21 protein-coding genes and 3 tRNA genes are annotated in these 19,706 nt (G+C 38.4%); 9 read left to right on the forward strand and 15 right to left on the reverse strand.

The features are described 5' to 3' along the window. Positions 1–19 precede the first annotated feature (19 nt). Entirely contained in the window at positions 20–658 is a 639-nt protein-coding gene (locus CBM24_RS18130; protein ID WP_075993390.1) for a uridine kinase, read from the forward strand. Between the two features lie 122 nt (positions 659–780). Further along, on the forward strand, positions 781–2,307 hold the full coding sequence (gene purH, locus CBM24_RS18135; RefSeq protein ID WP_075993391.1) for a bifunctional phosphoribosylaminoimidazolecarboxamide formyltransferase/IMP cyclohydrolase: 1,527 nt from the start codon (positions 781–783) through the stop codon (positions 2,305–2,307). A 54-nt stretch (positions 2,308–2,361) separates the two neighbouring features. Here purH and CBM24_RS18140 read toward each other — a convergent pair whose 3' ends face one another. Beyond that, a complete protein-coding gene (locus CBM24_RS18140; protein WP_075993392.1) occupies positions 2,362–2,730 on the reverse strand; it encodes a YkvA family protein in 369 nt (122 codons plus the stop codon). Positions 2,731–3,060: 330 nt separating this feature from the next. Here CBM24_RS18140 and CBM24_RS18145 point away from each other — a divergent pair, with 330 nt between their 5' ends. Then, positions 3,061–3,771, forward strand: a complete 711-nt coding sequence (locus CBM24_RS18145) for a DUF4397 domain-containing protein (RefSeq protein WP_088162220.1) — start codon at positions 3,061–3,063, stop codon at positions 3,769–3,771. Between the two features lie 86 nt (positions 3,772–3,857). Here CBM24_RS18145 and CBM24_RS18150 read toward each other — a convergent pair whose 3' ends face one another. Next, positions 3,858–4,163: an FtsB family cell division protein gene (locus CBM24_RS18150; RefSeq protein WP_075993394.1), complete on the reverse strand. Its 306-nt coding sequence runs from the start codon at positions 4,161–4,163 to the stop codon at positions 3,858–3,860. Positions 4,164–4,393: 230 nt separating this feature from the next. On the opposite strand from CBM24_RS18150, the gene lpxB reads away from it, so the two are divergent. Both lpxB and CBM24_RS18160 read left to right on the forward strand, forming a co-directional pair. Next, entirely contained in the window at positions 4,394–5,509 is a 1,116-nt protein-coding gene (gene lpxB, locus CBM24_RS18155) for a lipid-A-disaccharide synthase (RefSeq protein ID WP_088162221.1), read from the forward strand. Between the two features lie 57 nt (positions 5,510–5,566). Further along, positions 5,567–6,202 (forward strand): hypothetical protein, encoded by a 636-nt coding sequence (locus CBM24_RS18160; RefSeq protein WP_075993396.1) that lies wholly within the window; start codon positions 5,567–5,569, stop codon positions 6,200–6,202. Positions 6,203–6,266: 64 nt separating this feature from the next. Here CBM24_RS18160 and CBM24_RS18165 read toward each other — a convergent pair whose 3' ends face one another. From CBM24_RS18165 to CBM24_RS18175, 3 genes are read right to left on the reverse strand one after another with little or no spacing between them, the layout of a single operon-like run. Further along, positions 6,267–7,346, reverse strand: coding sequence for a DUF3810 domain-containing protein (locus CBM24_RS18165; protein WP_088162222.1), 1,080 nt, complete (start codon positions 7,344–7,346; stop codon positions 6,267–6,269). A 20-nt stretch (positions 7,347–7,366) separates the two neighbouring features. Further along, entirely contained in the window at positions 7,367–8,425 is a 1,059-nt protein-coding gene (locus tag CBM24_RS18170; protein ID WP_088162223.1) for a nucleoid-associated protein, read from the reverse strand. Between the two features lie 10 nt (positions 8,426–8,435). Continuing rightward, positions 8,436–9,341: a histone deacetylase gene (locus CBM24_RS18175; RefSeq protein ID WP_232475559.1), complete on the reverse strand. Its 906-nt coding sequence runs from the start codon at positions 9,339–9,341 to the stop codon at positions 8,436–8,438. 159 nt (positions 9,342–9,500) lie between these two features. On the opposite strand from CBM24_RS18175, the gene CBM24_RS18180 reads away from it, so the two are divergent. From CBM24_RS18180 to CBM24_RS18190, 3 genes are read left to right on the forward strand one after another with little or no spacing between them, the layout of a single operon-like run. Then, positions 9,501–10,142, forward strand: coding sequence for a YceH family protein (locus CBM24_RS18180; protein ID WP_088162225.1), 642 nt, complete (start codon positions 9,501–9,503; stop codon positions 10,140–10,142). 6 nt (positions 10,143–10,148) lie between these two features. After that, positions 10,149–11,339 (forward strand): MFS transporter, encoded by a 1,191-nt coding sequence (locus tag CBM24_RS18185; protein WP_088162226.1) that lies wholly within the window; start codon positions 10,149–10,151, stop codon positions 11,337–11,339. A 1-nt stretch (position 11,340) separates the two neighbouring features. After that, complete coding sequence (locus CBM24_RS18190; protein ID WP_088162227.1) at positions 11,341–12,228, forward strand: DUF72 domain-containing protein; 888 nt, start codon at positions 11,341–11,343, stop codon at positions 12,226–12,228. 113 nt (positions 12,229–12,341) lie between these two features. Here the strand turns inward: CBM24_RS18190 and eno are convergent, their stop codons facing one another. From eno to CBM24_RS18235, 9 genes are all read right to left on the reverse strand, one after another. Continuing rightward, positions 12,342–13,637, reverse strand: a complete 1,296-nt coding sequence (gene eno, locus CBM24_RS18195; protein WP_046675452.1) for a phosphopyruvate hydratase — start codon at positions 13,635–13,637, stop codon at positions 12,342–12,344. 211 nt (positions 13,638–13,848) lie between these two features. After that, positions 13,849–14,949 carry a glutamine-hydrolyzing carbamoyl-phosphate synthase small subunit gene (carA, locus tag CBM24_RS18200; RefSeq protein WP_075993402.1) on the reverse strand — a complete coding sequence of 367 codons (1,101 nt, stop codon included), beginning with the start codon at positions 14,947–14,949 and terminating at the stop codon, positions 13,849–13,851. A gap of 226 nt (positions 14,950–15,175) precedes the next feature. Then, positions 15,176–15,487, reverse strand: coding sequence for a DUF2752 domain-containing protein (locus CBM24_RS18205; protein ID WP_088162228.1), 312 nt, complete (start codon positions 15,485–15,487; stop codon positions 15,176–15,178). Next, positions 15,487–15,843 (reverse strand): NINE protein, encoded by a 357-nt coding sequence (locus tag CBM24_RS18210; protein WP_088162229.1) that lies wholly within the window; start codon positions 15,841–15,843, stop codon positions 15,487–15,489. The genes CBM24_RS18205 and CBM24_RS18210 overlap by 1 nt, the downstream gene beginning before the upstream one ends. Positions 15,844–16,020: 177 nt before the next feature. Further along, complete coding sequence (gene obgE, locus CBM24_RS18215; protein ID WP_046675449.1) at positions 16,021–17,019, reverse strand: GTPase ObgE; 999 nt, start codon at positions 17,017–17,019, stop codon at positions 16,021–16,023. 36 nt (positions 17,020–17,055) lie between these two features. Next, the gene (locus CBM24_RS18220; RefSeq protein ID WP_088162230.1) at positions 17,056–17,625 is read right to left on the reverse strand and encodes an adenylate kinase; all 570 of its coding nucleotides are present in this window, start codon (positions 17,623–17,625) and stop codon (positions 17,056–17,058) included. Between the two features lie 74 nt (positions 17,626–17,699). Next, positions 17,700–17,773 (reverse strand) — tRNA-Arg (locus tag CBM24_RS18225). A gap of 172 nt (positions 17,774–17,945) precedes the next feature. Next, positions 17,946–18,019: transfer RNA gene (locus CBM24_RS18230), tRNA-Arg, on the reverse strand. Positions 18,020–18,048: 29 nt separating this feature from the next. Further along, a tRNA-Arg gene (locus CBM24_RS18235) sits at positions 18,049–18,122 on the reverse strand. A 187-nt stretch (positions 18,123–18,309) separates the two neighbouring features. On the opposite strand from CBM24_RS18235, the gene CBM24_RS18240 reads away from it, so the two are divergent. Then, on the forward strand, positions 18,310–19,143 hold the full coding sequence (locus CBM24_RS18240; RefSeq protein WP_088163631.1) for an alpha/beta fold hydrolase: 834 nt from the start codon (positions 18,310–18,312) through the stop codon (positions 19,141–19,143). Between the two features lie 104 nt (positions 19,144–19,247). On the opposite strand, the gene CBM24_RS18245 is transcribed toward CBM24_RS18240, so the two are convergent. Then, on the reverse strand, positions 19,248–19,583 hold the full coding sequence (locus tag CBM24_RS18245) for a DUF3276 family protein (protein WP_075993406.1): 336 nt from the start codon (positions 19,581–19,583) through the stop codon (positions 19,248–19,250). Positions 19,584–19,706: the final 123 nt, after the last annotated feature.

Here is a 19,706-nt window from a genome sequence, read left to right on the forward strand (position 1 = left end):
CTTTTATAGCATAGTAAGAATGAATAACAAACCGTATGTCATAGGAATTGCCGGAAGTAGTGGCTCTGGAAAGACTTTTTTTTTAAATAGTTTTTTAAAACATTTTAAGCCTAATGAGGTAACCTTAATTTCCCAAGATGATTATTACATCCCTGCCAATACTAAAACCCAGGAGGAAAATAGGCTCTATAACTTCGATATTCCGACATCAATCGACAGAGATGCTTTTTATAAAGATATCAAGGCACTCTTTAACGGTGAGACAATATATAAAGAAGAGTATACATTTAACAACCCTTCATTAACACCCAAAATACTAGAGATTAAACCGGCACCCATTTTAATTATTGAGGGCCTATTCATTTTCTATTATACGGAAATTAATAATTTAATCAATCATAAGATATTTTTAAGCGCTGATCAGGATATCGCATTAAGAAGACGTCTACACCGCGATCTGGTTGAACGGGGCTACTTTGAAGATGATGTCATGTACAAATGGATAAACCATGTACTACCATCCTACAACGAGTACCTACTTCCCTATCAGGATACGTGCGATCAGGTCATATTTAACAATACCGATGAACCAGAACCAATCTGGGATATCACCAACCAAATTTCTGAAGAGCTAAAATTAAAGCTCAATTTGGTATAAAATTAAAACAATGTAGAAAGGAGAATCTCGTAAACAGATTCTCCTTTCTATTTAAAGTACTTGATTTATTGATATCAAGATTTTAAATACCTATCTTTGCGCCACGAAACAAATCCATCATAATGAACCATCCTGTAAAGATTAAAAATGCATTGGTTTCAGTCTATTATAAAGACGGCCTTGCTCCTTTAGTTGAATTATTAAACAAATACGGTGTTACCTTCTATTCCACTGGTGGAACAGAAACATTTATCAAAGATTTAGGTATAGATGTTGTTCCAGTTGAAGACCTCACCAGCTACCCTTCTATTTTAGGAGGCCGTGTAAAAACATTGCATCCAAAAGTATTTGGCGGTATTTTGGCACGCCGCCCGCTTGAGTCGGATCAACAACAGCTTGCTCAGTATGAAATACCTGAGATCGATTTGGTTATTGTGGATTTGTACCCTTTTGAAGAAACTGTTGCTTCCGGTGCATCCGAGCAAGATATTATCGAGAAAATAGATATCGGTGGAATTTCATTGATACGCGCTGCCGCTAAAAACTTTAACGATGTCGTTATTATCTCTTCCAAAAATGATTACAAAGAATTGGAAGAAATACTAGCAAACCAAGAAGGTAATACGTCATTGGAACAACGTAAAGAATTTGCTAAACGTGCATTCAATACATCCTCTCATTACGATACAGCAATCTTCAACTATTTCAATCAAGAAAATCCGCTTCAGGTTTTTAAACAATCTGAGCAAAAAGCGCAGGTGTTGCGCTATGGTGAAAACCCGCACCAAAAAGGCACTTTCTTCGGTGATTTAGATAAGATGTTTGATAAATTAAACGGTAAAGAGCTATCTTACAACAATTTGGTTGACGTTGATGCTGCCGTTGCTTTGATTGATGAGTTCACAGAACCTACATTCGCGATCTTAAAACACACCAATGCTTGTGGAGTTGCCTCCCGTTCAACAATCAAACAAGCTTGGTTAGATGCTTTAGCATGTGATCCTGTTTCAGCTTTCGGTGGAGTCTTAATAACGAATGGTCAAGTTGATGCTGCAACAGCTGAAGAGATCAATAAATTATTCTTCGAGGTGTTGATTGCACCTTCTTATTCTGAAGAAGCGATCGCTATACTTACCGCAAAGAAAAACAGAATTATTTTGGTTCGTAAAGAGGTTACATTGCCAGAACAACAGTTCAAAACTCTATTGAACGGCGTCATTCTTCAAGATAAAGACAATACGATTGAAGGACCTGAACAAATGGTTACAGTAACACAAGTACAGCCAACTGCAGAACAACTGGAGGATCTTTATTTTGCGAACAAAATTGTAAAACACACCAAGTCAAATACAATCGTATTTGCTAAAAATGGCACTTTGTTAGCTTCAGGTGTAGGGCAAACTTCACGTGTAGATGCATTGAAACAAGCTATTGAGAAGGCCATTTCTTTCGGTTTTGACCTTAAAGGCTGTGCAATGGCATCGGATGCCTTCTTCCCTTTCCCTGACTGTGTGGAAATTGCTTCAGAAGCTGGTATCGCGGCGGTGTTGCAACCTGGTGGTTCAATCAAAGATCAATTGTCAATTGATATGGCCAATGAAAAAGGAATCTCCATGGTAACAACAGGTGTTAGACACTTTAAGCACTAGTTGAACTTCAATAATAAATAAAAAAAGCTACTTTAGAAAAGTAGCTTTTTTTATTTATCTCGCTTCTACAGGAAACTTTGAACGCTTATACTGTTCCATCTCAGCGCTAAGTTTGCGAATCGCATAACCAACAATGGCCACATCATCTATCCACCCGCCCACAAGAATAAAATCAGGAATCGCATCAATCGGCGAAACCACATAAAGTATCGTTCCAATAATAATCGATAAATTCCATTTATCCATTTTATACTTCCCCGTAACTGTGTCCTTACACATTGCAATTAATACGTTGAAGTCGTCCATATAGCCCCCTAGATTCCTCGCTTTTGCTTCCGCCTGTACAAATTCAGATTCCGTAATTTTACGATGCCTAAACTGCTCAAACATTCCCTTCGCAATTCTTTTGATTCTATTGTTCATACTTCAAAATTAGGATTACTAGTTTAACAATCCAAATCCTCGCCCTAAACCAAACTCGAATCAAAATCGGATTGCATATCGCAACATAAGCAAATCCTTTCCCTCAAACTGATTAAATTTTGCCTAGGAACCATATTCATCTGCCGCCGATCCGATTAACCACCATCTTTAAAAACTGGCTTGCAAAGGCTATTGGAATAAAAAACGAGATCTGATTATAGATTTTTATTATTTTTACAAATCGCTGTAGCAAAGTGTCAGTCATCTCCGTATAATAGACAACACAAGCGCAATGTGAGTCACAAAAACAGATTTTAATATTACACGGTTATGAAAAACTATAGATTATTTAATTTTATTGCTATTGCTTTAGCGGCCTTCTTTCTAACAAGCTGTCTAAAAGATAACGATGACCAGCCAATTCCTGCTGCATTGCTTACCATGGTCAATGGGTACACTGATGCGAATGCAGTTATATATTTCGCAGACGGAGGTTCGCTTCAAAACCCCAATTATCCACTGGGATTCAAGAGTTATGCTCAAATTGGCTTATTTACAGGCGCACGTAAAATTACAGTTTCCGCTGAATATAACACTAAATTAACGGATACAACTGTAACAATCAAAGACAGCACCATATATACATCCTTTTTATTTGGAACGAAATCCAAACCCGTACAGGTGATCACTACAGATCGAATCAATAAAGACATCAAAAATACAGAGTCTGGTTTACGCTTCTTTAATCTTGCTGAAGGTACGGATTTAGTTAGCCTTAAAATAGGCGATCAGACTTCCCCATCAGAATGGACAAATAGAGCACAAGAAACACAGAATTCGGCAAGTGCCCATCAGGGCTTTATCGCTCAAAAAAGTGGCACATTCACTGTAACAGCTCGTGATAAAGCGGGGAAAACAATCGCAACACGCAGCGACATTAAATTGGTTGAAGGCTATTATTATTCATTGATACTCATAGGCAAAGCTAATGATGAAAAGAAACCATTATACATTGGTTTAGTAGCGCAAGCCGCAAATTAAAATACCCATATCTATATACTTTATAACAACGGCCGTCATGTAATCATGATGGCCGTTGTTTTTCATTTTATACGATACTGTAGATCTTAATGATTCTCTTTAGCTGCTACTTTAGTAATCACATAAATATCCTCATTGTCTTTTTTCATCTTATACTTCTCACGAGCAATACGTTGCACTTCTTGCGGATTTGATCGAATATCGTTAATTGTCTTAATGATGGCGGCATTCTCCTTCAGATAGAAGGAGCGTTCACTTTCCAAATTTGCTTTCTGCTTTTGATAACTATACTGCGTGGCAAAGTCATTTCGATCAAAAAATAACATCCACACGAGAAAAGCCAAAGCGGCTAACAAATACTTATTTCTTATTAAAGACCACAATCGTTGCATAAGACAAAAATACTATTTAGCTTTTATACTTAGGATATTTTCTTCAAAAGTTGAACATCTTTAATTAAAGATATGGAATAATATGTTCAAAGTCATCATATACCTAGAATAATCTTATCTTTAACAGTTCAAAAACGATCATTTCAATGAAATACTCATCGTTAAGACGAAACGCAGTTTTAACGATAAAAGATATTCCAAATGATCATTAAAGAATAAATCGTTGACATATGAAATACTATCTTATTGCAGGTGAAACTTCAGGGGACTTACATGGTGCCAATCTTATTAAAGCATTAAAAATGGAAGACCCCAATGCGACTTTCCAAATAGTCGGGGGAAATCTAATGCAAGCAGAGGCCGAAAAAAAAGCATTGATACATACCTCAGAAATGGCTTTTATGGGCTTTATAGAAGTTTTAAAAAATCTGCCAAAGATATCTAGGAATCTCAAACTTGTTAAAAATGATCTCTTAAAAGAAAAACCGGACACCGTCATTCTAATAGATTTCCCGGGCTTCAATTTGAAAATTGCTGATTTTGCAAAAAAACATGGAATCAAAACATGCTACTATATTTCCCCTAAAGTGTGGGCCTGGAATCAAGGTCGCGTAAAGAAAATCAAACGGATTGTCGACCATATGTTTTGTATTTTGCCTTTTGAGGTAGATTTTTATAAGAAGTGGCGCATGCCCGTTGATTACGTTGGAAACCCGCTTTTGGATGCGATTTCAACCTATAATTTCAATCCCCAATTTAGAGCACAAAATGGACTTTCAGAAAAACCACTGATCGCCCTTTTACCGGGAAGCCGGGAAATGGAAATTTCCAAGCTTCTTCCTATCATGGCCGAACTTCCGTTTTTCTTTCCTGTTCATCAATTTGTCATCGCCGGTGCTCCTAATTTTGATGAAGCCTACTACAAGCAGTTTTTTAAAGGCATTGATATTCCCGTGATCTTCGATCAAACCTACGATATTCTCCATAACGCAGAAGCCGCAGTCGTTACAAGTGGAACGGCTACTCTTGAAACAGGTATTCTGAAGATACCTCAGGTTGTCGTTTATAAGGCTAACCAAATATCTGTATGGATAGCCAAATTAGTCATCAAGGTTAAATTTATCTCTCTAGTGAATCTAATTAATAATTTTTTATCTGTGAGGGAATTGATTCAAGACGACTGCACGGCATATGATATTTCCTATGAAGTAGGCGAACTTATCAATAATAAAGCTCATCGCGCAAGTGTGATGGAAAACTACGATATTTTGGCTGAGAAACTAGGTTCTCCTGGCGCATCAGAGAAAACTGCCAAATTAATTGTAAAATATCTCGCTAAAATTTAAACTCTTTTACCTTTTATTTGTCAAACTACTAGTTAGTTACAATTAATTAAAAGTTTTATGAAATTTAAATTTATTCTAGGCTTTTTTCTTTGCTTTGCAATGACCTTCACTGGGAAAGCACAAGAAACACAACATATTTCTAAACTGGAAATTGGCAAAAAGGCAAAAAAAAATATCGATAATAGAGACTCAACTGTCGTCATGCACATCGATACTTTAATCATGAAAGACAATGCTACCCTTTCGTTCTATGGCAAGAAAAATGTCAAGCTAACGATTGGTTATGCTGAAATTGGAAATAAGGCAACCATCTATGGAACCGATGGAAAGAATAACGGTGCAAACTTTGACATCAATGCTAATTTTCAAAAATTAGGTTCCCTTTATATCATTGCAAAAGGAGATGACGCTTTTAATGGCACCAAAACTTTTCCCAATGGGAACGGAGGAAAAATTAAAGTCACTTTAACAGATGGCAGTCTCAAACCGCAAACAACAAACAAAAAAGCGGCGAACTATATCTATGGAGACGTAGCTGCAGGTGGGCGGGCTGTCAATGCAAACACAGACTTGAGAAACATCTATGATCGGATTAAAACTGCTCCCACCGGATTGAGAGGGTTGCCTCAAGGACAAATTTATTCTGGCAGTGCCGGCACTGAGGGTACATTTGAACTAATTTCAACACAATAACGAAATCCTTAACCCATAAAAAAGGCGTATTAGAGAATAATACGCCTTTTTTATGGGTTCATTATTATCTACATCCTCTTCTTTTAAGCTCATAGGACAATACCAACCGCGTCATACGGTCGTACCGTGCTATTCCTTCCTGTTGATTGTTATGTTTCAGGTATTGATTATAAAACAATCCCATCACATCGTCGACCCAACCCGTGTATTGACTCCAAAAATACCGTTCTTTTTCCACGTCTTTCAATACTTTCGCGCTTAATCTTCCCTTGTAATCTTTTCCTAAATCAGGATACATACTCTGCAGTTCACGTAACATATAAAGCGTGGTCTGTAGATAAGCCGAGTATCGGTAAAAGGACTGTGGATGTTGCTGTAAGCGAACAAAAGCTATAAAATTCGCCTCGTCTTCAAAACCAATTCCCTGTTGATGTGCAAGTTCATGCACTGTTGTAAAAGGTAAAAAGGTGACTGGCATTGCTTTATTAACCTGTGCTTCATGAGTAAATGGATTAAAATAGCCCGAGACACCAAAAAAAGAGACTATCCTGCTATTTATTGGTGATTTTGCCCTAATTTGACCCCTTGACAAGAAATCAGCAAAAGCCGTATCCTGTTGTACCCATATACTCAAATCCGTTTGAATAGTTTCTTTATGCTCTTCCCATTGGGATGGATCCACATGTTCCCGTAAATTATTTGTACTGTCCAGAAACCCATTCAAAACCACGAGATAATCGGCTAACTTTAAGCTATCAACTTGCAAATTGGCATTGGTACTGATTGGTTCACGATAATAATTCAGGCCCCAAGATAGGTAAAAGAAAAAATAGAGACCCAATAACAAGTTTATGATAAGTAGAACAGGACGAAAGGAATTCTTCCATCTTCCTTTCCATAAATTTCCGATCAATTTAGCAATTGAATAAAGTAGCAATCCAACTACTATAATATAAAATAGATCACCTAAACTAAAAGGAACATAACCAAAAATAAATCTTGGCACATGGCTATAGGAGCGGTAAAAGCCGCGTGCATAAAAGGCCTCAATCCATTGGCTATGTTTCTCAATCAGGGAGAAAATAAAAATTCCAATCAGAAGTAACAGCAGCGTGAAAACAGCTATTTTATCGCGCTTTTCCATTCAAATAAGATATAAAACGATTAACTTTCGTTTTCAAAATAGAACTTGTAATAATTCATGCCTTTATCCTCATCGTAACCCTTCTCAAGATATTCACGTTTACCATGAACATAGATATGAAAATTCTTATCCAGCTTTAAAACAGACTTATAAGAAGATTCCATTTTTTTCACCGCTTTATCTGCTATTTCAAAACTTGCCTGAAATGGAGAGTCAAATTCATCTTCAAAACCAGCTTTAAAGTCCTGAAATAAAGCAATCGCCTGCGGGTTGCCCAATACTTCCTCCTCAAACTCTTCCTGGACAAAAGTTTCCTTTTCCTTAAAGTAATTCATGGATTTGTTCATCAGATCAATCTTGTCCGCTTTCTCCAATTCAAACGTCTCGTCTAATTTTTCCTGAACAAAGTTCTTATACACTTTCAGGTAATTCCCCGTTTGATTGAAATTATCGTTACGCACGCGAAGCTGCAGAAACTCATCTTTCCAATACACAGCCTCCTGTTGACGGTTTGTCTGATCGAGAACCAGCACCTTATAACCCTCTTCTTCTTCTACATTGACAATAATACAGCCCTTGTCCAGTTTATTGATATTGATCGCCTCCTGCTCATATTCCAACATAAAAGCACCTTGCTCCGGATATACTTTCAGATAAGTCTCTTTATTCTCAGATTTGAAAATACCAATCGCATCATGTTCTTCCCCTTCGATCTGCACATTTTTTAAGGCAACTACATAGACCTCTCCAGCCTTAATTTTAGGATGGTTGGATACCTCATAAAGGTGTTTTGAAATTTGTTGGGAAAAATCATGAAATGGAAGCTGCTCCTTAAAATACTGTCTTGCAAAATAGAAAATCTCATTCAGCTCCAACTCTCCATTGGGATGATATAAGCGATATACCTCATTCACCTTTGCAAAAGGACTCATAAAATACTGCATCAGGAGTCCAGGTAACACTTCATCTCCTTCAAGAGATACCGGGGCATCCGACAAAATATAAAATTCATCTTGCGCTTTATTGCCTACACGATGAATAGATAACGCTTCAAAAGTTGCATCTTGGTGAAAAAACATATTTCTTATCTTATAAATTATATATATCTATTGCTATTCTAAAAGTCTGACAATGTGCATTGACAATATCTTTAATTTCAGGAGAATAACCTCCGCCCATACTTACTTGAACAGGGATATTGTGTTTATGGCACATTTGAAAGACCAATTCATCTCTTCGATGACAGGTACTGCTACTTAAGTTCAATTTACCCAGCTTATCTGTTTCCAAAATATCGACCCCAGCCTGGTAGAAAACGAAATCAGGCTCAAATTCCCGAAATACATCAACCAAACTTTCTTCCAATAAAGTGAGATATTCCATATCCGTAATATGATCTGCTAAGCCAATATCCAAATGGGAACGCTGTTTGACAAAGGGATAGTTTTTCTCACCATGCATTGAAAAGGTAAACACCTGATTATGCCCCTCAAAAATATGGGCGGTACCATTTCCTTGGTGCACATCCAGGTCAATGATGAGGATACGGCTAGCATATTTATACTTCAACAAGTAGCCGGCGGCAGTCGCTTGATCATTCATCAGACAGAAGCCTTCACCAAAATCATAACCGGCATGATGTGTCCCCCCTGCAATGGAAAAAGCAGCACCATACTCAAGTGCATATTTAGCACTTCGGATCGTCCCATCAAGGATATATCGCTCCCGATCCACAAGGCTTTGACTTAATGGAAAACCTATTCTACGGACCATCTTGGAATCCAAAGTAAGCTCAAACAACTGCTTTACATACACTGGATCATGGACCAAACAGCATGTCTCAAAACTCGCGAGTTCAGGACTGAAAAAACTTGACTCCTCTGCCAGACCTTCATGTTTTAACTGTAAAGGAATCAACTCGTACTTCAGCATCGGAAATCGATGCCCCTCTTTGACGGGATGGACAAATTCTTGACGAAAAGCTATCTTAAGCACCTTAAAATCTTCTATTACTCATGCGAAGATAAGAAAAAGATCTTTTGGAGTTATATGAGAAAAAGGGCATCTTTGAGAAGAAACAAAACAGCAAGCCAATGTTATGTTGCCATAACAGCATACTTGTATTCGATCATAAATTTATATTCTTCAAAATAAATGGAAACAACTAATTTGCCCCAATTGTCTGCCATGGAACAACGTGTACTAGGCTCACTAATCGAAAAATCAAAAGTAACTCCAGAATATTACCCAATGACAATCAACAGCTTACAAGCTGCTTGTAACCAAAAGACTTCCCGCAAACCGGTTGTACAATATACAGAAGAAGATATTATTGCGACATTGGATATATTAAAGAAAAAGGGCTTAATCTCGACAGTTGTTGGCGGTGGATCTCGTGTAACAAAGTACAAACACAATTTTGCCATACAATTTCCACTGGTTCCCTCTGAATTAACCATTGTCTGTTTATTGCTACTCAGAGGACCGCTGACCGCAGGCGAAATTAATTCAAACTCCGGAAGACTTTATGAATTTGAATCGTTGGGCGAAATCAATGAACAATTGGAAAAATTGGCACAAGAAGGCTATCTTAGGTCCTTACCTAAACAAATGGGACATAAAGAAGTCCGCTACATCCATTTATTAGGAGAAATCAATCTGGAGGCCTATGAAAATAGTGGCCCGGTGAGCAGCTCCTCGAACGACCAGATCTTACTCGATCGAATTGCACAATTGGAACAGGAAGTTGCAACATTGAAACAGCAATTTCAGGATCTCTGGGATGAATTACATTAATTGCTCATGTCGCAAACAATAGATTCAAAAAACGAAATATCCAAAGCAACCTTGTGGTTGATGACCATCGCTACAGGCTTAGTTGTCGCCAATAATTATTACAATCAACCATTATTGGGCTTGATTGCCAAAGACCTACATATTGACGAGGCTACGGTCAGTAATTCGGCCATGTTAACGCAGATCGGATATGCCTTTGGCCTGTTACTGATCGTTCCTTTAGGGGATATGTTTAAAAGAAAAAAAATGATCTTGATCGATTTCTTTTTCATTATTTTTTCTTTGGTAGGTATGGCCATGTCCACTTCTATCCTATCTATCTTGCTATTCAGCTTTCTGATAGGTTTCACTTCTGTTATTCCACAGGTTTTTGTGCCCATGGCTGCCGAACTTGCGAGCAAAGAAAAGCAGGCTTCAGCGATAGGAATGGTTATGTCGGGTCTGCTGATCGGTATATTACTCTCTAGGGTTGTAAGCGGCTTTGTCGGCTCCTACTTTGGCTGGCGCGAAATGTATTGGATAGCGTCAGCAATTATGGTCATTACAGCCATCACCATCGCATTCAAGCTACCAGAGGTGCTGCCTAATTTTAAAGGTTCTTATAAGGAATTGATGCGATCAGTCTGGAACTTTGCCAGGAAACAACCTGTATTACAGTTGGCGGCTTTTCGTGGAGCCATGGGATTTGGGGCTTTTTCTGCATTTTTTACAACGCTTGTTTTCCATCTTGAAGCCCCACCTTTCTTTGATGGCCCGGCAACTGCTGGAGCCTTTGGCCTCGTCGGTGCATGTGGGGCGCTTGCCGCTGCTTTTGTCAATAAACTAACTATTTATATAGGCAAAGCAAAAATCATCTTGTACGCGATCCTATTGATGTTACTCAGCTGGTTATTATTCGCCCTCTTCGGCAATTACTATTGGGGCCTGATCCTTGGTGTTATTCTCATCGATCTTGGCCTACAGTCGATGCATATCCTAAATCAAAGCGATTTCTATGCGCTAAACCTCGGTGCCAACAACCGACTAAATACCGTATATATGGTCAGCTATTTTATTGGCGGATCAACAGGCACTTTTTTTGCTGCACAAGCATGGCAACACTTCCAATGGCCCGGTGTTATTTTCGTAGGCACATGTTATACGCTGTTGGCATTGTTGGCTCATCTATTATTTGATTATAAATTAAGAAAAAACTGATATGAAATTCGGCCAAGTAGAACATCCCGAGGAAATCGATTTTACCCTTCCTCCTACTACACCAGAAACCTTAACCTTATTACAGCACTTCAAAATAGACAAGCCTTTTGAGGTATATGTAGGCTGTGCAAAATGGAATAAACAAGATTTAAAAGGCTTTTATCCCAGAGGTACAAAAGACGAACTTGCTTATTACTCCACACAGTTTAACAGCATTGAACTCAATGCTACATTCTACAATTCACCTGGCATAGACCAGGTAGAGACCTGGAAAAAGAAAACACCTGCTAACTTCAAGTTCTTCCCAAAAATACCACAGTCCATCAGCCATTTCAGCAGACTACTGAATACCGGTGATAAAGTAAAATTATTTACGGACTCCATTGTTCATTTCGATGAAAAACTGGGAATGGCTTTTCTTCAGATGCACGACAATTATAATCCAAAGGACATGGCCCGTTTAAAACTATTTCTTCATGACTGGCCAAAAGAAGTCCCGCTAGCGTTGGAAGTCCGAAATAAAGATTGGTTTTCCAAACCCGAAGTAACAAAAGAACTCTATGCACTGTTGGAGGAAACCAATGTGACCAATGTACTGGTCGATACTGCAGGCCGGAGAGATATGCTTCATATGCGCCTGACCACCCCGATTGCTTTTGTTCGATATGTAGGTGCAAATCATGCAACAGACTATGATCGACTGGATCAATGGATTGATGTTCTGAAACTATGGCGGGAAAACGGGTTGCAAAAATTGTATTTCTTTATCCACCAGAATATTGAGGTGGAATCACCGTTACTGGCGACACATTTTATCAAAAAACTGAATACAACATTCGACTTGGATCTAACCTATCCCAACAAAAACACAGGAAATACCTTATTTTAAGACAAGTTATCAGATCGGGTCCATGATGCACCAATAGAAAAATATATTTTGCCCCAAAAAAAAGCCGAAGTAGAAGATACTTCGGCTTTTTTTATTAAAAATCAAACTTTAGCTTATTTTTTAGCGTATTTAAAGTTTTTACCGATGAAACGGGCATTACCACCCAATTCTTCTTCGATACGCAACAATTGATTGTATTTAGCCATACGGTCAGAACGTGAAGCAGAACCAGTTTTGATCTGTCCACAGTTCAATGCTACAGCTAAGTCAGCGATAGTCGCATCTTCAGTTTCGCCCGAACGGTGTGACATCACAGAAGTATAACCAGAATTTTGAGCTAAAGTAACCGCATTGATTGTTTCAGTCAATGAACCGATTTGATTTACTTTCACTAAAATTGAATTTGCTGTATGTGTATCAATTCCTTGTTGAAGACGTTTTGTATTTGTAACAAAAAGATCATCACCTACTAATTGAACATGGTCACCGATTTTGTCAGTCAATGTTTTCCATCCAGCCCAATCATCTTCAGCCATACCATCTTCGATAGAAATAATAGGGTATTTAGCTGTTAATTCAGCCAAATAGCTTGCTTGTTCTTCACTAGAACGTACAGCACCTTTATCACCCTCAAACTTCGTATAATCGTATTTACCGTCTTTGTAGAACTCAGAAGAAGCACAATCCAACGCTAAACAAACATCTTGACCTGGTTTGTAACCAGCGATTTCAATCGCTTTCAAAACTGTTTCGATAGCATCCTCAGTACCTTCAAAAGTTGGCGCAAAACCACCTTCATCACCTACTGCAGTTGAAAGACCTCTGTCATGTAAGATTTTTTTCAAGGTATGGAAAACCTCAGTACCCCAACGCAAAGCTTCAGAGAATGAAGGCGCACCCACAGGCATGATCATAAATTCCTGAAATGCGATAGGTGCATCAGAGTGTGAACCACCATTGATGATATTCATCATAGGGATAGGCAACGTGTTCGCATTTACACCACCGATATAACGGTATAATGGTTGACGCGACTCTTGTGCAGCAGCTTTCGCTACAGCTAAAGAAACTCCTAAAATAGCATTTGCGCCCAGGTTTCCTTTATTTTCGCTACCGTCTAAATCAATCATGATTTTATCGATGGCATTTTGCTCGAAAACATCTACACCTTCTAGTGCTTTTGCAATTTTAGTGTTTACATTCTCTACAGCTTTCAAAACACCTTTTCCTAGATATTTTGATTTGTCACCATCACGCAATTCTACTGCTTCGTGAATACCAGTTGAAGCACCTGAAGGAACAGCTGCACGACCAACAAAACCATTTTGTGTAGTAACATCTACCTCAATTGTAGGGTTACCGCGCGAATCCAAAATTTGACGCGCATGAACATCGATAATTAAACTCATCTCTTTATTAGACTATAATTTATTTTCATTACTTAGTGTAGATAAGACACACTCTTGTCTACAGACATTTTTCACAATCAAATATAATAAAAAATGTATTTATTCCCCTATTTATTATGAATTAAATATGCCCCATCGGCATAACTGTTCAAATAAATACAATAAAAAACCCTTCAAGATCTGAAGGGTTTTTTATATAATATTGTACAATTTAGTTTTTGATCATCGCTACAAAATCATCAAACAAATAGCGCGAGTCATGTGGACCCGGTGATGATTCTGGGTGATATTGCACCGAAAATGCTTTCTGTCCTTTGATACGGATACCTTCAATAGACTGATCGTTCAAATTAACGTGTGTAATTTCGACGTTTTCAGAATTTTGGATATCTTCAGCCACAACCCCAAAACCGTGGTTCTGCGAAGTGATTTCACAACGATTAGCGATAATATTCTTCACCGGGTGATTGATACCACGGTGTCCGTTATGCAATTTGCTTGTGCGGATACCATTTGCCAATGCTAAGATCTGGTGACCTAAACAAATACCAAACATCGGTTTATTTGCATTCAAAATAGCTTTTACCGTATCGATTGCATAATCCATCGGTGCTGGATCGCCAGGACCATTGGAAATGAAATAACCATCCGGATTCCATTTCTCCATTTCCTCAAATGTTGTTTTCGCAGGAAAAACCTTTGTATATACATCACGAGCCTCAAAATTGCGCAAGATATTTTTCTTGATACCCAAGTCCAAAACCGCTACACGTAACGAAGCATTTTCATTACCGAAGAAATAAGGCTCAGCTGTTGTTACTTTTGAAGACAGCTCAAGTCCATCCATTGAAGGAACTTCAGCCAATTGACGCTTTAATTCCTCAACATCCAATGTTTCTGAAGAAATAATCGCATTCATCGCACCTTTATCACGGATATGTCGCACCAATGAACGGGTATCCACATCAGAAATACCAACTAAATTACCCTCTTCAAAGTAGCTTTGGATAGATTCATCAGCCATTTTACGGCTATAGTTGATGTTGTAGTTCTTACAAACTAGTCCCGCAATCTGAATTTGATTTGATTCGGTATCATCCTCATCAATACCATAGTTACCAATATGAGCATTGGTGGTTACCATGATTTGTCCAAAATAAGATGGATCTGTGAAAATCTCTTGATAACCAGTTGTTCCTGTGTTGAAACAGATTTCCCCAGTAGTCGTACCAATTTTACCAGCGGCTTTACCGTGATAAACTGTACCATCTTCTAAAACTAAAATTGCAGGCAATTTGCTGTAGTTGGTCATTATCGATGTAATATTATAAAATGTGTATCCTTACTTTTATGAATTTTAAAGCGTTCTTGATTGGATATAAAAAAAGCCCTCAAATGGGCTAAATATCAATTAACAATGCATCATCACGATTGACAAACCGTTTCCTAAGGCACCTACCAATAAAGACTCTACTTTAATTTTCACGGGAGACAAAGTTACGACATATCACTTAAAAGTGAAAACATTTTTTGTTTTTTTATTCTTCAACTAATTCCTTCCTCCAAAACGTTGCAAAGTCTCTCAAAATCAGACCTGTCAATAGCGGAACAAGCATATAAATCAATGGATTCTCTAGCCAGGCTTCTCGAAACTCCAAGCGCAACAAAGCAATCAAAGCGGTAGTAAGACCACATCCCGGACAATCATAGCCACTTGCAGCCTTCCAAAGGCAAGGAACAAGAATATGGATATCCGAGAAAAGATATAAGCCTATAGCAACCCCGAAATACCCCAATACCAACGAATAGATCCAATGATATTTAAGGTATTTCAGTAGGATATAAATCATTAATTATTGTTTATAGGACTCTTAATATAGTTGCCATCTGCATCCTTATATTTTCCGACAAGAATCATAATCAAATCAATTAAATACCAGATACCACAACCGCCTAAGGTAAGCAGCTGAATAACGGCAGTACCAATTTGCCCCAAATAGAACCGATGCGCTCCAAAAGGGCCTAGAAAAAAGCAAAATAACAATGCCGGCAACCATCTATCATCCTGAAACGTGTTATTTTGTTGCTGAAAGGGTTGGTTGGCATAAAATATAGGTTGTCTTACACCACAATAGGGGCAAACCTCGGCCTTGATATTGATCAACTTGCCGCATTCTACGCAATACTTTTCGTCTTCTGTTTTCATTTAGATTTAATTTGGTAATGGGGCTAAAAACCAGCCTTCCATCCGGGATAAAATAATAGTATGAAATTAACAAAAAAACTTATAAAATGTTCTTTTTTTAGCAACATATAGCATTTAATAGAAACAGAAAAGGCGCTTCACGGTGTGGAGCGCCTTTTCTATTTATATATTCAACCTTTAGGAGTTGATTGCTTTCCAGATCATATCTTTCAATGGCAATATATTTTTACCTGTCACCGAAGAAATGAAAATATAGGGTACATCTTCCGGTAGCTCCTGCTCCATTTCCTTCTCCAGTTCCTCATCGAGCATATCAGACTTGGTAATAGCCAGCAATTTGGGTTTATCTGCCAATTCTGGATTATACGCAGTCAGTTCATTCAATAAGATTGCGTACTCCTCACGGATCGTCCGATCGGTATCGGCAGGCACCATAAACAGCAAAACTGAATTTCGTTCAATATGCCGCAAGAAACGGTACCCTAATCCCTTTCCTTCTGAAGCACCTTCGATAATACCCGGAATATCGGCCATAACAAAGGAACGGTTATCCCGGTAGCTCACCATACCCAAATTAGGTACCAGTGTTGTAAAGGGATAATTTGCGATTTCTGGTTTCGCAGCCGAGACGACTGACAACAACGTTGATTTACCAGCATTCGGGAATCCAACCAGTCCAACATCAGCAAGAACCTTCAATTCGAGAATCATCCACTGCTCTTTACCTGGAAGTCCAGGTTGCGAAAACCGCGGTGTCTGCTGCGTTGGCGACTTAAAATGCCAGTTGCCCAAACCACCTTTTCCTCCCGGAACCAATATTCTGGTTTCACCGTCTTCTGTGATATCGAACAATACCTCTCCCGTCTCTGCATCCTTCGCAATCGTACCCAATGGCACTTCCAAGATCTCATCACGTCCAGTTGCCCCAGTACGCAAAGAACTGCCGCCAGACTCACCGTTTGACGCAATAATATGCTTACGATATTTTAAATGGAGTAACGTCCAGAGATTAGTCGTTCCTTTCAGTATAATATGCCCTCCACGACCGCCGTCACCACCATCGGGTCCACCGGTAGCTGTGTGCTTGTCACGGTGCAAATGAGCCGAACCTGCCCCACCATGTCCAGAACGACAACACACTTTCACATAATCAACAAAATTCGAACCTTGCGCCATTACAATTTATTACAGTCTAAAAAGTACTTATCTTAATTAATAATTATCGATGATATCTGTTAAACTTTTAAAAATAGAATCGATATCACCGATACCATTCACTTTAGAAAGTTTACCTTGTGCCTCATAATACGGCAACACATGAATCGTCTTTGTGAAATATTCATCAATACGCTTCACCAATTTATCAGCATCATCATCCGCACGACCAGAAATTTCCTTACGTTTAGCGATGCGTGCTTTCAATTCATCCTCATTCACATCCAGTGCGATTACTACTGAGATTGACGTATTGATACCTTCTAAAAAAGTATCCAACGCCTCAGCTTGCGCAACAGTACGAGGAAATCCATCAAAAATAAATCCTTTTGCATCCGGATTTTTCTTTACTTCCTCTTCCAGCATTGCTATCGTAATCGAATCTGGCACTAAATTTCCCTCAGCAATAATCTGGCTCACTTGTTGACCAAGTGGCGTTTGACCTTTAATATGTGCTCTAAAAATATCACCAGTTGAAACATGAACCAATTGATATTTTTCAATAAGCTTTGCAGATTGGGTTCCCTTACCTGCACCCGGAGGGCCAAATATTACAAGGTTTAGCATAGTTTTATTTAAGAAATTAAAACGAGTTAAAAAATAAAAGCCTAATCACAGATGATGACTAGGCTTTTCAGTTGTGCGCTCCAAGGGAGTCGAACCCCTAACCTTCTGATCCGTAGTCAGATGCTCTATCCAATTGAGCTAGGAGCGCAATAAACCATTACGTTTAGAACTCTGTCCCATGTGTTTTGGTGACGCAAATATAGTCAGAATTCGTTTTTTTACAAATTTTTTTTCAAAAAGAAGTTCCCTCCTTCCATCGACTGCCTTGCAACAATTCTTCTAAAAACAAAAAGCCAATCAAATTGACTGGCTTTTATCTGTGCACTCCAAGGGAGTCGAACCCCTAACCTTCTGATCCGTAGTCAGACGCTCTATCCAATTGAGCTAGGAATGCCTCTTTTAACAATACAAAAACTGTATTTGTGCGCACCAAGGGAGTCGAACCCCTAACCTTCTGATTCGTAGTCAGATGCTCTATCCAATTGAGCTAGGAGCGCTAGGCAACCAAAACAAATCCGTTATCCTTTTCCGTTTTGGTGATGCAAATATCGTTATATTTATCGATTTAACAAACATTTTTTCTCTTTTTTAAACTTTATACAACAACATTTCTTTTATCTCGTTGATAATATTATATTTAAAATATCAACTTTTTTTTTCAGACACGGACAAATGTTAGCATTCATGAGCAAAAGAGAATTAAAACTCAGTAAAATTCGCATCGGAGATATCAGCATCTCCTACTATATTCGCCCAAGCAAATTATACCCCTCTCCGAAAACAGTCATTTTCATCCATGGTTTTCCCTTCAACAAAAACACCTGGAAACAACAACTCCTGCAACTCGACGAAGATTATACAGGCATCGCCATTGATGTTCGAGGACATGGCCTAAGTACCAATGGACATGGCTTTTTCTCCGTCGATGTTTTTGCCAAAGATCTTGTGGAGTTTATTCGTAAACTCGACCTCAATCATGTCATCCTTTGTGGAATCTCTATGGGTGGCTACATCGCCCTCAGGACGTATGAACTGATCGGACAACAGCTCAAAGGACTTATCCTCTGCGACACGAATTCCCTTTCCGACGACAACAAAGGCAAACAAAAGCGTTTTGATTCCATTCAGGCTTTATTAAAATATGGCAGAAGACCATTTGCCATTGGCTTTATCGCAAACGTGTTTCACGATAAAACAATCCGTGAAAACCCCGAAGCTGTTGAACTCATCAAAAGCTGTATTCGCAGAAATGAAGTCGCCAGCATTTGCGCGACACAACTCGCTCTTGCTTCGCGAACAGATACAACCCATTCGTTGAAGACAATTATTATTCCAACACTGATCATAAAAGGTAAACACGACAAGTTGATGAGCGAAGAGCAAACAAATATCCTGATCGAAAATATACCCGACGTCCGCTATATGGAGTTTGAAGAATCCGGGCACCTGCCGAATCTCGAGGAACCCGAAAAATTCAATGCGGTGCTAAATGATTTCCTGCGAAATATACCGTTATAACCATCACCTTGGTCGTCAAGTGCAGCATCGGATATAAAACAATAAAAAAAGCCACAACAGTGGCTTTTATTTCTTTTTTTCATTAAGATTTCGTTGTACGGATACTAGAACGAAAAATCATCTTTTGACCGAACATCCGCTTCCTCAGCGTATGCATCGTCAAAGTTAGGCTCATAACGTTTCTCGATTACTTCCTGATTAGACTTGATGTAATTAACCACATCCGTCAAACCATCAGCGAATTTCTCAAAATCTTCTTTATATAAGAAAATCTTATGCTTAATAAACTGGCCATCCTCAAAGCGCTTCTTGCTTTCTGTGATAGTAATGTAGTAATCGTTCGATCGAGTTGCTTTTACATCAAAAAAATAAGTACGCTTACCTGCTCTCACCTTTTTTGAAAAAACTTCTTCACGTTCTTTGTTTTCAAAATCTCCCATTGGTTGTTATTTAAGTTTAAAGTAATCTTAATCTTTGATAAATATATAATAATTCATTTTAATACACCAAATAATATTAAAAAAAAAGACAATTACGCGTAAAAATGGCAGTTCACTTCTATT

The sequence above is a fragment of the Sphingobacterium sp. G1-14 genome (genome assembly GCF_002196555.1).
Classification (GTDB): Bacteria; Bacteroidota; Bacteroidia; order Sphingobacteriales; family Sphingobacteriaceae; genus Sphingobacterium; species Sphingobacterium siyangense.

What these genes read in the sequence shown, in the direction of transcription:
- eno (WP_046675452.1), bottom strand. Translation starts at nt 13,637, where the DNA reads ATGAGTTTAATTATCGATGTTCATGCGCGTCAAATTTTGGATTCGCGC.
- CBM24_RS18160 (WP_075993396.1), top strand. Translation starts at nt 5,567, where the DNA reads ATGAAATTTAAATTTATTCTAGGCTTTTTTCTTTGCTTTGCAATGACC.
- CBM24_RS18145 (WP_088162220.1), top strand. Translation starts at nt 3,061, where the DNA reads ATGAAAAACTATAGATTATTTAATTTTATTGCTATTGCTTTAGCGGCC.
- obgE (WP_046675449.1), bottom strand. Translation starts at nt 17,019, where the DNA reads ATGGCGCAAGGTTCGAATTTTGTTGATTATGTGAAAGTGTGTTGTCGT.
- CBM24_RS18190 (WP_088162227.1), top strand. Translation starts at nt 11,341, where the DNA reads ATGAAATTCGGCCAAGTAGAACATCCCGAGGAAATCGATTTTACCCTT.
- CBM24_RS18180 (WP_088162225.1), top strand. Translation starts at nt 9,501, where the DNA reads ATGGAAACAACTAATTTGCCCCAATTGTCTGCCATGGAACAACGTGTA.
- CBM24_RS18170 (WP_088162223.1), bottom strand. Translation starts at nt 8,425, where the DNA reads ATGTTTTTTCACCAAGATGCAACTTTTGAAGCGTTATCTATTCATCGT.
- CBM24_RS18165 (WP_088162222.1), bottom strand. Translation starts at nt 7,346, where the DNA reads ATGGAAAAGCGCGATAAAATAGCTGTTTTCACGCTGCTGTTACTTCTG.
- CBM24_RS18150 (WP_075993394.1), bottom strand. Translation starts at nt 4,163, where the DNA reads ATGCAACGATTGTGGTCTTTAATAAGAAATAAGTATTTGTTAGCCGCT.
- CBM24_RS18185 (WP_088162226.1), top strand. Translation starts at nt 10,149, where the DNA reads ATGTCGCAAACAATAGATTCAAAAAACGAAATATCCAAAGCAACCTTG.
- purH (WP_075993391.1), top strand. Translation starts at nt 781, where the DNA reads ATGAACCATCCTGTAAAGATTAAAAATGCATTGGTTTCAGTCTATTAT.
- CBM24_RS18130 (WP_075993390.1), top strand. Translation starts at nt 20, where the DNA reads ATGAATAACAAACCGTATGTCATAGGAATTGCCGGAAGTAGTGGCTCT.
- CBM24_RS18240 (WP_088163631.1), top strand. Translation starts at nt 18,310, where the DNA reads ATGAGCAAAAGAGAATTAAAACTCAGTAAAATTCGCATCGGAGATATC.
- CBM24_RS18210 (WP_088162229.1), bottom strand. Translation starts at nt 15,843, where the DNA reads ATGAAAACAGAAGACGAAAAGTATTGCGTAGAATGCGGCAAGTTGATC.
- carA (WP_075993402.1), bottom strand. Translation starts at nt 14,949, where the DNA reads ATGACCAACTACAGCAAATTGCCTGCAATTTTAGTTTTAGAAGATGGT.
- lpxB (WP_088162221.1), top strand. Translation starts at nt 4,394, where the DNA reads ATGAAATACTATCTTATTGCAGGTGAAACTTCAGGGGACTTACATGGT.
- CBM24_RS18220 (WP_088162230.1), bottom strand. Translation starts at nt 17,625, where the DNA reads ATGCTAAACCTTGTAATATTTGGCCCTCCGGGTGCAGGTAAGGGAACC.
- CBM24_RS18205 (WP_088162228.1), bottom strand. Translation starts at nt 15,487, where the DNA reads ATGATTTATATCCTACTGAAATACCTTAAATATCATTGGATCTATTCG.
- CBM24_RS18140 (WP_075993392.1), bottom strand. Translation starts at nt 2,730, where the DNA reads ATGAACAATAGAATCAAAAGAATTGCGAAGGGAATGTTTGAGCAGTTT.
- CBM24_RS18245 (WP_075993406.1), bottom strand. Translation starts at nt 19,583, where the DNA reads ATGGGAGATTTTGAAAACAAAGAACGTGAAGAAGTTTTTTCAAAAAAG.